This is a genomic window from Salipiger sp. ABF4_146 (assembly GCF_056161345.1).
In genome coordinates this window covers 1-13,464 of the sequence record NZ_JBSWYX010000001.1, presented here as the reverse complement: position 1 = coordinate 13,464, position 13,464 = coordinate 1, and the positions used below count along the sequence as shown (strand labels likewise).

The following is a 13,464-nucleotide window of genomic DNA, read 5'->3' as shown; positions in this document are numbered from 1 at the left end:
CCAACCTTCGTCTAGATCCAAATATCCCGGGGGAGGCCGCGCAGCGGCCGGGGGCAGAGCCCCCTTCTCGCAGGTTCCCATCTGAGCAAGGGCTCTCCGCCACGTCAGCGCGCCCCTCTTGAGCAAATGCCCCTGCGGCGATACATCTGCGCAACTGACCAAAGGATGATATTCATGCCGATCAAGCTGCCCGAAGACCTTCCCGCCTATGCCGTGCTTTCGCGCGAGGGCGTGATGGTCATGTCCGAGGACAGCGCCTCGCGTCAGGACATCCGGCCGCTGCGCATCGCGCTGCTCAACCTCATGCCCAAGAAGATCCAGACCGAGAACCAGTTCGCGCGCCTGATCGGGGCGACGCCGCTGCAGATCGAGTTCTCGCTGATCCGCATGAGCGAGCACCAGACCAGAAATACCGCCGCCGAGCACATGGAGGCCTTCTACCGGCCCTTCTCCGAGGTCGAGGCGAGCGGCGAGAAATTCGACGGGCTGATCATCACCGGCGCGCCGATCGAGCATCTGGAGTTTGCCGAGGTCACCTACTGGGACGAGCTCAAACGCGTCTTCGACTGGAGCCAGACCCATGTGCACGCCACCTTCGGCGTCTGCTGGGGCGGCATGGCGATGATCAACTATTTCCATGGCATCAAGAAGCACATCCTTGATCACAAGGCCTTTGGCTGCGTGCGTCACCAGAACCTCGCACCCGCCTCGCCCTTCCTGCGCGGCTTTTCCGACGACATGGTGATGCCGGTCTCGCGCTGGACCGAAATGCGCCGCGACGAGATCGAGGCCGCCGGCCTGCCTGTGCTGATCGACTCGCCCGAGACCGGTCCGGCGCTGGTCGAGGACAAGGCGCATCGCGCGCTCTATATCTTCAACCACCTAGAATACGACAGCACCACGCTGAAGGACGAATACGACCGCGACATCGAGGCGGGGAAAGCGATCAATGTGCCGGCCAATTATTATCCCAGCGACGATCCCAGCCAGAAGCCGCAGAACCGCTGGCGCAGCCATGCCCACCTGCTGTTCACCAACTGGATCTCGGAGATCTACATGACCACACCTTTCGACGTCATGCGCATCGGCAGCGAGTCCACCGACTGGCGCGCCGCGGCGAAGGTCGGGGCCTGAGCCATGTGGCAGATGCTGCTGCCCGCCCTGCTGCTGGCGCTGGCTGGCTGTGGGCTGACCGGTAGCAAGGCCGGGCGCGAGGCCAGCAGCGCCGAGATCGCCTATCCGCCCGAGGGGAACTTCCTGCAGGTCGGCGCCCGCCGCGTGCACTACGTCGAGCAGGGCAGCGGCCCGCCGCTGGTGCTGATCCATGGCGCCTCGGGCAATCTGCGCGACTGGACCTTCGACGCGGTCGAGCGGCTGAGCCCACGCTACCGGGTGATCGCCTTCGACCGCCCCGGTCTTGGCTACACCGAGGCCGACGCCGATGGCGACAGCATCTTCGAGCAGGCCGCTCTGCTGTCGTCTGCCGCTGCGCAGCTTGGCGCAGAGCGCCCCATCGTGCTTGGCCAGTCCTATGGTGGCGCGGTGGCACTTGCTTGGGCGGCGAACCACCCCGAGCGCGTCTCGGCGCTGGTGCTGCTGGGCGCCGCCTCGCAGCCTTGGGAGGGCGCGCTGCCGCTGTTCTACCAGATCACCGCCGGACCGCTGGCACCGCTGGCCAATCCCGCCATTGCCGCCTTCGCCCCCGACAGCGCCGTGCAGGACGCGATCACCGAGGTGTTCCTGCCCAACCCGGTACCCGAAGGCTACGCGGCCCATATCGGCGCGCCGCTGACGCTGCGCCGCGAAAGCCTTGCCGCCAACGCCCGCCAGCGCGCCAGCCTGAAAGCAGAGATCCGCGCCCTCGCCCCGCGCTACCCGTCGCTTGAACTGCCGGTCGAACTGGTCCACGGCGAGGCGGACACCACGGTGGGGCTGCACATCCATTCGGTGCCCACGGCGGCGCAGATCCCGGGTGCCAATCTTGTCACCCTGCCCCGCGTCGGCCATATGCCGCAGCATGTCGCCCCGGCGCAGATGGACGCCGCCATCGCCCGCGCCGCCGCCCGCGCGGGTTTGCTCTGACCGCCACTTGCCCCCATAGTGCTCAAGACGAAGCAATCAGAAGGACCTAGCCCCGTGTCCCTGCCCTTCGACGGCGCGATCAGCGCGTTTTACGAGAAAAAGGCTCCCAAGGAGGTGCGTCAGGCCATCCGCCGCGCCGACAAGGATGACATCCTCTCGCCAAGCTACCCCTATTCCGAAGAGATGAAGGGCAAAGCTTACGACAAGCAGATGAAGGCGCTGCAGGTCGAACTGATGAAACTGCAGCGCCACGTGAAGGAAAGCGGTGCGCGCATCGCCATTCTTTTCGAGGGCCGTGACGCCGCCGGCAAAGGGGGCACGATCAAACGCTTCCGCGAGAACCTCAACCCGCGCGGCGCGCGTGTGGTGGCGCTGTCCAAACCCTCGGACACCGAGGCGACACAATGGTATCTGCAGCGTTACATCGATCATCTGCCCGCCGGCGGCGAGATCGTTTTCTTCGACCGCAGCTGGTACAACCGCGGCGTGGTCGAGCATGTCTTCGGCTTTTGCACCGAGGCGCAGCGCGAGCATTTCTTTGCGCAGGTGCCGGACTTCGAGAAGATGCTGGTCGACGAGGGCATCAAGCTCTTCAAGTTCTGGCTCAACGTCGGTCAGGCCGAGCAACTGCGCCGCTTTCTGTCGCGCGAGCAGGACCCGCTGAAGCAATGGAAGCTCTCGCCTATCGACGTGGACGGGCTGAAACTCTGGGACGAATACGGCGCGGCGATCCGCGAGACCCTGTCGCGCAGCCATACGTCGGCGGCGCCCTGGACGGTGATCCGCTCGGACGACAAGAAGCGCGCCCGCCTCGCCGCGATCCGCCATGTGCTGAGCCATCTCGATTATGACAACAAGGACGAGGCCGCCGTCGGCGTGCCCGACGCCAAGATCGCCGGAGGCCCGGAAATCTGGGATGGGTAAACGCGGCTACCACCACGGCAATCTGCGACAGGCGCTGGTCGAGGCCGCGCTCGAACTGATCGAGGAGAAGGGCCCCACCGGCTTCACCCTGTCGGAGGCGGCGAAGCGCGCCGGGGTCACCCCCGCTGCGGTCTATCGGCATTTCTCGGGGCGCGAGGACCTCATCGCCGAAGCTGCCCGGCAGGGCTACGAGATCTTCGGCGACCTGATGCAATACGCCTACGACAGCGGCCAGCCTTCGGCGCTCGCCGCCTTCGAGGCCACGGGGCGAGCCTATCTGGCGTTCGCCCGCCGCCATCCCGGCCATTACATCTCGATGTTCGAGAGCGGGATTTCGGTGAACCACTCGCCCGAACTGGCCGCCGCCAGTCGCCACGCGCGCGGCGTTCTGGAACAGGCGGCGAACGATCTGTCGCAGCACATCCCGCCCGAGAAGCGCCCGCCGGCGGCGATGTTCTCAGCCCATGTCTGGGCGCTGAGCCACGGCGTTGTCGAGCTCTTCGCGCGCAATTCGCCGGGCACGCAATCGCCCTTCCCCGCAGACGAGTTGCTGGAGACCGGCATCGGCATCTACCTGCGCGGCCTCGGCCTTATTCCGCCCGACGCCTGACCCTTCGTCTAGACAAAAATATCCCGGGGGCGCCGCGCCCGGCGCGGCGGGGGCAGAGCCCCCAACGGGACCGCCACCCCCGCAAGGACCAGACCATGACGCAAAAGACCTTCTTCCTCGGCCTCGGCGGCCAGAAATGCGGCTCGACCTGGATACAGGCTTATCTCAACCGCCAAGCCGGCAGCGACTTCGGACGGCTTGGCGAGTATCAGGTCTGGGAACACGTGCTGGGCGGCGTCTTCGCGCGTTACGAAGTGGCCGAGCCGCCGCTGCGCCAGAAGCTGCGCGCGAAACTCAAGACCGGCCTTGGCGGGGAGGAGCCGGCGCAGCATCTGCGCTGGCGATTGCAGAGCGATCCAGAGGCGTATTTCGACTATTTTGCCGCGCTGCTGGAGCAGCCCGGGATCGTACGTACGGGCGACATCACCCCGTCTTACGCGGCGCTGCCGCCCGAGACGCTGGCGCGCATCCGCGACGGTTTCGCCAAGCGCGGTATCGAGACCCGCGCCATCTTCTCCATGCGCGATCCGGTGGACCGGCTACGCTCGCACCTGCGGATGGAGATGGAAAAAGGGCGTCTTCCGCTGTCGCAGGAGAACAGCGCGCCGCTGCGCGCCTTCTACGCCAACAAGGAGGCCGAGGCGCGCAGCCGCTATGACCTTACGCTGGCCAACATCGACGTGGTCTTTGCCCCGCACGAGCGTCACTTCGCGCTGTTCGAAACGCTGTTCACGGATGCCGGTATCGCGGCCCTCGCCGGGTTTGCGGGCGTGCCTGCCGAGGCCGGCAGCGGCAGCACCAAGGTCAACGCCCGCGCCTCGGGCGGACAGATCCCCGAGGCGCTCGCCGCCGAGATCGCCGCGCATTATGCCCCAAGCTACCGGGCGGTGGCGGCCCGGCTGCCCGAGGCGGCGACGCTCTGGCCCTCGGCGCGCTTCGTGCTCACCAGCGCATAAGGCCGCAGTCCAGAAATTGCTCGGGGCCCTCGTAGCGCTGCGATTTCGGGCCTAGGAACCCGCTCTGCCGGGTCTGCATCTGCTCGAGCAGCTGAGCGTAGTAGCGGTACTTCGACGCGCCATGCACATGCGAGCCCCACTCCAAAGCCTTGGCGACCTTGCGGCCGAACTGCGGTGTGAAAACAAAGTGAGCGATCACCGGCATAACAGTCATGCTGGGCGGGCGGTTCACGTTATGCGTCCCGACCATGAACGTGTCTTCAGAATGGCAGACGATCGGCGTCTTGTGCCGCGGTGACTGGAAAAACGTCTCGGTCTTCGGCGGCGCGCGATGGAACAGCCGCCCCCAGAAGCGGCGCGATGCCTCCGGCTTCGGAAGCAGGCCATAATCCTCCATCAACCGCACCGATTTGCTTTGCGCAACGAACTCGGGCTTGCGCTCGCCGGGCACCAGCTTCAGCAGCGGTTCAGCCTCAAAATAAGGCGACGCGTCCAGCAGATCTCCAAGCGCCTGAGGCGCGTCAAGCTCACCGAAACCCGACGCATCGCGCGGGAAGAACTCGACCAAAGTGGCAAAGGCCGCAACATCGCCGTCCCGGCGCAGCCGCGCCTCGATCTCGCCGAGGCTGCTGACGCCGGGGGGCAGCAGCATGAACTCGTCGGCGTCCACATAGGTCACGAACCGCCCGGGCATGAGATGCTGCGGGATCGCCCCCTTGAAGTAGATGCCCGCGCGCAGGGGCCGCCGCTTGCCGCGCGGATCGCGGACCTGAACCTCGGAGCCGTACCGCAGTTCGGAGCTTACGCGGATGCAGTCGGGTTGAGCGTCGAGATAGGCCGTTGTGCCATCCTCGGACTTGTCGTCGACGATGATGAACTGGCGGACCCCGAGCTTGCGGTAGTGGTCAAAGAACGCCGGTGCAAAATACATCTCGTCCCGAAAGATCGAAAACACCGTCGTCTTGTCCTGATCTAGCTCTGGGCCGATCAGCTCGATCGTTTCGCCGACATCCTTGAATTCCAACGGCTTCATCCCGCCCCCGACACTGCGTCCAGCCCTGCGGCCATCTATTCCATCCACATACGAAAAAAGCCACCTGTGCAGGTGGCTTTTCCCAAAGTTTCGCAGAGTTCCGAAATCAGCGCTTCGAGAACTGGAAGCTGCGGCGTGCCTTGCGGCGGCCGAACTTCTTACGCTCGACGACGCGGCTGTCGCGGGTCAGGAAGCCTGCGGCTTTCAGCGCGCCACGCAGCGACGGATCGTACAGCTGCAGAGCTTTCGAGATGCCGTGCTTGACCGCACCGGCCTGACCGGAAAGACCGCCGCCTTTGACGGTGGCGTAGACGTCGAACTGGTCTTCCACACCGGCAACGGTGAAGGGCTGACGCAGGATCATCTGCAGCACGGGACGTGCGAAGTACTTCGCCTGTTCCTTGCCGTTCACCACGACCTTGCCCGAGCCCGGCTTGATCCAGACGCGTGCGACCGCGTCCTTCCGCTTGCCGGTGGCATAGGAGCGGCCCAGTTCGTCACGGACGGGCTCGCGCGGGGTTTCGACGGTTTCGGGCGCAGCTTCGATGCCTGCAGCGGTGCCCAGCTCTTCCAGAGAGTTGATCTGTTCGGCCATGATTACACCCGGGTGTTTTTCTTGTTCATCGACTTGACGTCCAGCACTTCAGGCGATTGCGCCTCGTGCGGGTGCGCCGCACCTGCGTAGATGCGCAGGTTGGTCATTTGCTGGCGCGACAGGCGGTTGCCCGGAAGCATGCGCTTGACGGCCTGGAACACGACACGCTCGGGATGTGCACCCTCGAGGATCTGGGCCTTCGTGCGGGACTTGATGCCGCCCGGGTGGCCGGTGTGCCAGTAGAAGTTTTCTTCACGCTTCTTGCCGGTCATCTGCACCTTGTCGGCGTTGATGACGATGACATTGTCGCCCATGTCCATGTGCGGGGTGAAGGTGGCCTTGTGCTTGCCACGCAGACGCATGGCAACGATCGAGGCGAGACGGCCGAGAACGACGCCTTCCGCGTCGATCACGATCCATTTCTTCTCGATGTCTGCCGGAGTCGCAGAGAAGGTTTTCATCGTGGTTGCCCTTGAGCTGGTTCAAAAAGGAGCCGCGCAGGGCCCCGAATTCCGATGGGCGGGTTATAAGCATGCCCACGACACAGTCAAGCACCATGATTTTCAATTACACGTTCAAAATCAATACTTTGCAAAAACGGTATTAAAATACCCCACAAATCTTCACTCCGATCCGCGGATCACACGAGGATCTGCTCGGGCGGATCGTCAAGCAAGCGGCGCAAGCGCAGAATGGCGTCCTCGAACTCGGGCAGCGGCACCTGCCCGTTCATCCCGATGCGGATGGCGTGCGGGGCAAAGGCGTCGCGGAGGGCGAATTCCTCGGCGGCACGCACCTGCACGCCTTCGGCCTCGGCCGCCATGCAGAAGGCCGCGGCCCGCCACCCGCTCGGAAGCCGAAGCCAGACGAAGGGCGCCTCTTCGTTCCATGTGATGTCATGACTGCCGAGGATATTCACCGCGCTGCGGACGTAAAGCGCGTTGCGCGCCCGCACGGCGCGGACAATCTCGCGGGTCTCGTCCCGGCTCAGCAGATCGGTCAGCAGATCCGCCAGCGGCAGCGCAAGGCCAAAGAACCCGTATTCCGCAGCCCGCCGCAGATCGCCGCGCCGCGCCCGCGGCGCGGCGACGAAACCGACGCGCAGGCTGGGGGTCAGCGTCTTGGAGATCGACGAGACGAACCAACCCTGCTCGGGCAGCATGGCGCGGTAGGTCTCGTAGCGCGCCTCGCCCAGAAAGGTGCTGTCATCCTCGAGCACATGCAGCCCGCAGCTGCGCGCCACCGCGGCGATCTCGCGCCGCCGGGCGGGCGAGGTCATGCGGGTGGTGGGATTGTGCACCGCCGGCGAGGTGCAGAGCAGCTGCGCCTCATGCCGGCGCGCCAGATCCGCCAGCGCGTCGGGGCGCAGCCCATGTTCATCCATCGGCACCGGCACGGGCTCGGCGCGCAGCAGTTCGGCGGCGCGGCGGAAGCCGGGGTAGCAAAGTTCCTCCACCAGAACCACTGGTCGCCGCCCGCGCAGCACCGCCTGCATGACCAGAGAGATGCCGTTCTGCGCCCCGTGGCTGAGCACCAGATCCTCGTGATGAACCTGCCCCAAGGGCACGTCCGACAACCACGCCAGCGCCGCATGCCGGGCCGGCGCGAAGGCACGGCTGGTGGGATAGTCCATCAGCCCCGGCGACGGCCGCGCCGAGATCCGCGCCAGCGCCTCGCGCACCAGCGCGACCTGCCCCAGATCTGGAATCCGCCCAGTGAACAGGCTGACCATCGCATCTCCGTTGGACGTCACCTCGCGTGGGCTGCTCTCGATCAGCAGCGCCGGCCCGATGTCCTGCGCCTCGCGCACGAAGGTGCCCCGCCCGACCTCGGCCACCAGCACAGCCTCGTCGGTGAGCAATGTATAAGCCCGCGCCACGGTGCCCGGCGTCATGCCCAGCCGCCATCCCAGCTCGCGCACTGGCGGAAGGCGCGTGCCCGGAGGCAGCTGCCCCTGCGTGATCCCCTCGCGCAACGCGCTGGCCAGCATGCGATATTTCGGTGCCGATGGCTGTTTTTCGAACAGTTCGAAAATTGTATCGGTAACAATGTTTTTCTCGACCACCATAAAGGCACAATGTATCAATATATCCATGAGATCAAGATAATTGTACCGACACAAAACTGGAGACACACCGATGGCACATGCCGCCCACGCCCCGCTTCTTGCCTATCTCGACGCGCAGCGCCCGCTGCCGCCGTTTGCGGCCATGGCGCTGCGCGTTGCGGTGTTGACCGCGAAATGGTCCGAGCGCAGCCGAACCCGCCGCGCGCTGCTCGATCTCGACGACCATCTTCTGCGCGACGTCGGACTGGAACGGACCGCCGCCCTTCGGGAGGCGCGCCGCACGTTCTGGCAGGGCTGATCCCCGGACCTGACGGAACCTCTTCCACTGGCGCGAGGCACCCCCTCGCGCCATTTTTCATTTCGCCATTCTTCAAATCCATGTGCCGGCCGTTTCGGCGACCTCCCCAAGCTGCGCCGGTGGCCCCGCCGGACATGCGTATTTGAAAAGAGAAGAAGCCTGGAGGTCTGCGACGATCTCCAGGCTTCTTCTCTTTAAAAATACGCATTACGAGCGCGGCGGCGCCATTCAGCGGGCGGATAGCCCATCGCGCAGCACGTCCAGCACGGCCTCGCGCGGCACATCGGCGGTGACAAAGGCCGCGCCGATCCCGCGTGCGAGGATGAAGCGGATGGCCCCGTCGAGCACCTTCTTGTCCTGCCCCATCAGATCGTAGAGCGCCTCTGCGGGCGGCAGATCGCCGGGAATGTCCGAAAGATCGCGCTTCATGCCCATCTCGGCGAGATGCGCGCGCAGCCGCGATGGGTCCTCTTGCGGGCAGAGCCCGAGCCGCGCCGAAAGCTCGAACGCCAGCGCGCAGCCGATCGCCACGCCCTCGCCGTGCAGCAATCGGTCCGAATAGCCGGTCGCCGCCTCCAGCGCATGGCAGAACGTGTGCCCAAGGTTGAGCAGCGCGCGGTCGCCCTGCTCGGTCTCGTCGCGCACGACGATCTCGGCCTTCATCTGCACCGAGCGGGTCACCGCATGCGCCAGCGCGCCACGCTCGCGCGCCACGAGCGCATCGGCGTTCGCCTCAAGCCAGTCGAAGAAGGCGGCATCGCCGAGCAACCCGTATTTCACCACCTCGCCATAGCCCGCGCGAAAATCGCGCGGCGTCAGAGTGTCCAGCACGCCGATGTCGGCCAGCACCAGCGCGGGCTGATGGAAGGCGCCGATCAGGTTCTTGCCCGCCGGCGAGTTGATCCCGGTCTTGCCGCCCACCGAACTGTCGACCTGCGCCAACAGCGAGGTGGGGATCTGCACGAAACGCACGCCGCGGCGCAGGATCGCGGCGGCAAAGCCGACGAGATCGCCGATCACCCCACCGCCAAGCGCCACCACGACGTCACGCCGTTCGACTTTCTGCGCCAGAAGCCATTCGGTGACACGTTCCAATTCGCGCCAGCACTTGGTGGCCTCGCCCGGCGTCAGGCTCAGCGCCTCGCAGGCGATGCCTTCGGCGGCCAGACCGTCGCGAAGCGCCAGCAGATGCGCGGCGGCAACGGTCTCGTCGCTGACCACCACCACCCGTTTGCGGCTGCCCAGCAGCGGCGCGATCTCGGCACCGGCCCGCGCCAGCAGTCCGGCGCCGATGCGCACGTCATAGGCGCGCGCGCCCAAATCTACATGTACCGTTTCCGGCTGCGCCGCATCACTCATCAGCTGCATTCCTCCAATACGTCGGGGCGCGTCTTCAGCGTCTCGATCACCTTCAGCGCCATGGCCTCCACCGCCAACCCCTGCTCGGAGCGCACCGCCAGATCGGCCTGCGCGTAGATCGGCACGCGGCGCTCGTAGATCTCGGTCAGCGTGGCGAGCGGATCGGGGGTGCGCAGCAACGGCCGGGTGTCCTTGTGGCGCACCCGCCCCCAAAGCACCTTGAGATCGGCGTCGAGCCAGACGGCAACGCCCTTGTCGGTGATCATCCGGCGGTTGGCCTCGGCCATATAGGCACCGCCCCCGGTCGAAAGCACCGCCGGGCGGGCGTCGAGCAGACGCTCGATCACCTGACTTTCCTTACGCCGAAAGAAGGCCTCGCCGTCGCGGGCGAAGATCTCGGCGATCGTCATGTTCGCCGCTTTCTCGATCTCGGCATCCGAATCGCGAAACGGCACGTTCAGGGCAGAAGCGAGCGCCCGGCCAACGGCCGATTTCCCTGCTCCCATCATGCCCACCAGCACTACTGTCTTTTTCAACTTCGGGTGCATTCCCCTTGTTTCTCGGCCATGCATCGCCAATTCTGCCTCCTGAGGCCGTGAATGACGTGTCGTTGCCAAAAAGGCTAGGTATAAGTGACAAAAAACATGAGGCAGGACTAACGAGCATATGGGACGACTCCTCAAACCCCTTTTCTTCCTTCTCGTCCTCGCGGCGATCGCGCTGGTGGCCTACGCCTACGTCGGCCCGTATTTCGGCGCCGACTTCTCGCCGCCGCAGACGGAAATCCGCCAGCCCGTGGAGCTTGATGCGAACTAGGCTACTCCTGTGCGCCCTGGTGCTGGGCGCCCCGACGCTCGCCGCCGCCGAGGCCCCGCTTGCCGCCATCGACTGGCTCAAGCGCAGCCCCGGTGTGTCCGGCGTGCCGGGGGTCAGCGCCGCCATGCCGCTGCCCGCGCCCAGCGAAGGCGCGCGGCGCGTGCCGCATCCGCTGCCAGAGGCGCCCGCGCCCGGCTCTGCGCGGCGCGCGTTTCCCGGACGCACGTCGCCACCCGACGCCCTGCCGATTGACGAGCCGCCGATCGCCAGTTCCGGCAACGCGCCGGCGGTCGAAAGCACCACGCTCGACGCGCCGTCGGCAGAGGCCGCCGGGCTGCTGTCCTCGGCGATGACCGGGCTGCCGCGCACGCTCTGGTCCGCCTCCGACGCGGCCGACTTGGCCCGGCTCATCGCCCGCGTCGATCCCGGCGTGCCCGCGCTGTCGGCGCAGATGCTCACCCTGCTGCTGGCCGAGGCCGACGCGCCGCAGGGCCAACCCTCGCTGCTGGTGGCGCGCATCGACCGTCTGATCGAAGAAGGCGCGGTGGATGCCGCGCTGGCGCTTGTGGAACAGGCCGGCGGTGCCTCCAGCCCCGAGATTTTCCAGCGCTGGCTCGATCTGGCGCTGATCGCCGGGGATGATTCCCCGCCCTGCGCCACGCTGATGCGCCAGCCCTACCTGTCAGACGATATTCCCACGCGCATCTACTGCGACGCGCGGATCGGCAACTGGGAGCACGCGGTCACCGTGTTCGGCTCTGCGGAAGCGCTTGAACAGATCGACGGGCGCGACGCCGAGCTTCTGGCGCGGCACCTCGACCCTGAACTGGTCGACGCCTCGGTGCCGCTCAACCCGCCGGCCCGCCCCACGCCGCTGGAGTTCCGGCTGTTCGAGACCATCGGAGAGGCGCTGCCGACGCAGCCGCTGCCCCGCATGTTCGCCGCCGCCGACCTGTCGGGCAACCGCGGCTGGCGCGCGCAGATCCTCGCGGCGGAACGGCTGGCGCGGCGTGGCACGCTGTCGGGCAATCGCCTGCTGGGCATCTACACCGACCGGCAGCCCGCCGCCTCGGGCGGTGTCTGGGACCGGGTCGCGGCGATCCAAGACCTCGAAAGCGCTCTGCAGGGGCGCCGCACCGACCTCATCGGCCCGGCGCTGCTCGCGGCTTGGCCGCAGATGCGCAGCGCCGGGCTGCTGGTGCCGTTCGCCGAGCTTTACGCGCCGCGCCTCAGCCGCATCGACCTTGAGGGCCGGGCCGCCGGGCTTGCCCGCCGCGCCGCCCTGCTCTCGCCCGATTACGAGGCCGCGGCGCGCAGCATGTCGCCACAATCTGGGCTGATGGACACCGTCACCGCCGTGGCGCAGGGCAATACGCCCGAGGCCATGCCGCGCAGCGCCGCCGCGCAGGCCGTGGCCGAGGCGTGGCGCCCCGATGCCGAGGTGCCCGCCGATCTTGCGGCGCTGCTGCAGCAGAACAAACTGGGCGAGACGGTGCTGCGTGCCATCGCGCTGTTCGAGTCCGGCGCGCAGGGCAACCACGCCGATCTGACCGGCGCGCTGGCGACGCTGCGCCGCGTCGGGCTGGAAGACACCGCCCGGCGCGCGGCGATCCAGCAGTTGATCCTCTCCGACGAAGGTGCCCCGCTATGAGCGCCGCATATTGGGTCTCCTCCTTTCTCGAGGCGCAGGCGGCGGAGCGCGGCGCCGCCGACAACACCCGCTCGGCCTATGCCCGCGATCTTGCGGATTTCACCAGTTGGCTGGCGGCGCGGGAACGCGATCTGGCCAGCGCCGAACGCGGCGATGTCGAAGATTACCTGATCACCTGCGAGGCCGACGGGCTTGCGGTCTCGACCCGCGCGCGGCGGCTCTCCTCGATCAAGCAACTCTATCGCTTTGCTTTCGAGGAAGGCCTGCGCGGCGACAACCCGGCGGTGCAGATCGCCGGTCCGGGACGACCCAAGCGCCTGCCCAAGACGCTGAGCACCGAAGAGGTGGATCGGCTGCTGGAGGCCGCCGAAACCCACGGCCGCAGCGCCGACGACAAGCTGCGCAACAGCTGCCTGATGCAGTTACTCTATGCCACGGGCATGCGGGTGAGCGAGCTTGTGACCCTGCCGCTTTCGGCGGCGCGCGGCGATCCGCGGATGCTGCTGATCCGCGGCAAGGGCGGCAAGGAGCGTATGGTGCCCCTGTCGACGCCCGCGCGCGAGGCGCTGGCGATCTGGCTGGAGCGACGCGATGCGCGCGAGGCGATGCACAAGGCCGAGGGAAAGCCCGCGTCGAGCTTTCTCTTCCCGTCGCGCGGCAAGGCCGGACACCTGACTCGGCATGCGTTTTATGTGATGATCAAGGATATCGCGGTGGCCGCAGGGGTCTCGCCGGCAAAGGTGACGCCGCACACGTTGCGCCACGCTTTCGCCACGCATCTTCTGGCCAATGGCGCCGACCTGCGCGCCATCCAGACCTTCCTCGGCCACGCCGATGTGGCGACCACCGAAATCTATACCCATGTGCTGGAAGAGCGCCTGCGCGAGCTGGTGCTGGATCACCATCCGCTGGCACGGGACTGAAGTCCGGCGCTTCGTCTAGACCAAAATATCCCGGGGGTGGGGGGGGGGGGGAACAAACCCCCCCCCCCCCCCCCCCCCCCCCCCCCCCCCCCCCCCCCCCCCCCCCCCCCCCCCCCCCCCCCCCCCCCCCCCCCCCCCCCCCCCCCCCC

At 66.8% G+C, this 13,464-nt stretch carries 15 protein-coding genes; 9 read left to right on the top strand and 6 right to left on the bottom strand.

From position 1 onward, the window contains the following. The first annotated feature begins 174 nt into the window (after positions 1-174). From ACXAJT_RS00075 to ACXAJT_RS00055, 5 genes are all read left to right on the top strand, one after another. Positions 175-1,134 (top strand): homoserine O-succinyltransferase, encoded by a 960-nt coding sequence (locus tag ACXAJT_RS00075; protein ID WP_475231629.1) that lies wholly within the window; start codon positions 175-177, stop codon positions 1,132-1,134. 3 nt (positions 1,135-1,137) lie between these two features. Further along, the gene (locus ACXAJT_RS00070; protein WP_475231627.1) at positions 1,138-2,082 is read left to right on the top strand and encodes an alpha/beta fold hydrolase; all 945 of its coding nucleotides are present in this window, start codon (positions 1,138-1,140) and stop codon (positions 2,080-2,082) included. 54 nt (positions 2,083-2,136) lie between these two features. After that, entirely contained in the window at positions 2,137-3,006 is an 870-nt protein-coding gene (gene ppk2, locus ACXAJT_RS00065) for a polyphosphate kinase 2 (protein WP_475231624.1), read from the top strand. Beyond that, positions 2,999-3,616 (top strand): TetR/AcrR family transcriptional regulator, encoded by a 618-nt coding sequence (locus ACXAJT_RS00060; RefSeq protein WP_475231622.1) that lies wholly within the window; start codon positions 2,999-3,001, stop codon positions 3,614-3,616. The genes ppk2 and ACXAJT_RS00060 overlap by 8 nt, the downstream gene beginning before the upstream one ends. A 95-nt stretch (positions 3,617-3,711) precedes the next feature. Then, positions 3,712-4,572: a sulfotransferase family protein gene (locus ACXAJT_RS00055; protein ID WP_475231620.1), complete on the top strand. Its 861-nt coding sequence runs from the start codon at positions 3,712-3,714 to the stop codon at positions 4,570-4,572. Here the strand turns inward: ACXAJT_RS00055 and ACXAJT_RS00050 are convergent. The 4 genes from ACXAJT_RS00050 to ACXAJT_RS00035 form a co-directional block, all read right to left on the bottom strand. Next, positions 4,559-5,596, bottom strand: a complete 1,038-nt coding sequence (locus ACXAJT_RS00050) for a glycosyltransferase family 2 protein (protein ID WP_475231618.1) — start codon at positions 5,594-5,596, stop codon at positions 4,559-4,561. The two genes, ACXAJT_RS00055 and ACXAJT_RS00050, sit on opposite strands and share 14 nt — an antisense overlap. A 115-nt stretch (positions 5,597-5,711) precedes the next feature. After that, positions 5,712-6,200 carry a 30S ribosomal protein S9 gene (gene rpsI, locus ACXAJT_RS00045; RefSeq protein WP_475231616.1) on the bottom strand — a complete coding sequence of 163 codons (489 nt, stop codon included), beginning with the start codon at positions 6,198-6,200 and terminating at the stop codon, positions 5,712-5,714. Positions 6,201-6,202: 2 nt separating this feature from the next. Beyond that, positions 6,203-6,661, bottom strand: a complete 459-nt coding sequence (gene rplM / locus ACXAJT_RS00040; protein ID WP_066100519.1) for a 50S ribosomal protein L13 — start codon at positions 6,659-6,661, stop codon at positions 6,203-6,205. A 179-nt stretch (positions 6,662-6,840) separates the two neighbouring features. Then, positions 6,841-8,268 (bottom strand): aminotransferase-like domain-containing protein, encoded by a 1,428-nt coding sequence (locus ACXAJT_RS00035; protein ID WP_475231614.1) that lies wholly within the window; start codon positions 8,266-8,268, stop codon positions 6,841-6,843. A gap of 70 nt (positions 8,269-8,338) precedes the next feature. On the opposite strand from ACXAJT_RS00035, the gene ACXAJT_RS00030 reads away from it, so the two are divergent. After that, complete coding sequence (locus ACXAJT_RS00030; RefSeq protein WP_475231612.1) at positions 8,339-8,566, top strand: YjiS-like domain-containing protein; 228 nt, start codon at positions 8,339-8,341, stop codon at positions 8,564-8,566. Between the two features lie 228 nt (positions 8,567-8,794). On the opposite strand, the gene aroB is transcribed toward ACXAJT_RS00030, so the two are convergent. Further along, positions 8,795-9,925, bottom strand: a complete 1,131-nt coding sequence (aroB, locus tag ACXAJT_RS00025; protein WP_475231609.1) for a 3-dehydroquinate synthase — start codon at positions 9,923-9,925, stop codon at positions 8,795-8,797. Beyond that, positions 9,925-10,497: a shikimate kinase gene (locus tag ACXAJT_RS00020; RefSeq protein ID WP_475231605.1), complete on the bottom strand. Its 573-nt coding sequence runs from the start codon at positions 10,495-10,497 to the stop codon at positions 9,925-9,927. Before ACXAJT_RS00020 ends, aroB begins: the two co-directional genes overlap by 1 nt. 94 nt (positions 10,498-10,591) lie before the next feature. On the opposite strand from ACXAJT_RS00020, the gene ACXAJT_RS00015 reads away from it, so the two are divergent. The 3 genes from ACXAJT_RS00015 to ACXAJT_RS00005 are packed head-to-tail and all read left to right on the top strand — an operon-like array spanning position 10,592 to position 13,315. Further along, positions 10,592-10,741, top strand: a complete 150-nt coding sequence (locus tag ACXAJT_RS00015; RefSeq protein WP_193789503.1) for a hypothetical protein — start codon at positions 10,592-10,594, stop codon at positions 10,739-10,741. Positions 10,742-10,760: 19 nt separating this feature from the next. Continuing rightward, the gene (locus ACXAJT_RS00010; protein WP_475231599.1) at positions 10,761-12,392 is read left to right on the top strand and encodes a hypothetical protein; all 1,632 of its coding nucleotides are present in this window, start codon (positions 10,761-10,763) and stop codon (positions 12,390-12,392) included. Beyond that, on the top strand, positions 12,389-13,315 hold the full coding sequence (locus ACXAJT_RS00005; protein ID WP_475231596.1) for a site-specific tyrosine recombinase XerD: 927 nt from the start codon (positions 12,389-12,391) through the stop codon (positions 13,313-13,315). The genes ACXAJT_RS00010 and ACXAJT_RS00005 overlap by 4 nt, the downstream gene beginning before the upstream one ends. The last annotated feature ends 149 nt before the right edge of the window (positions 13,316-13,464 follow it).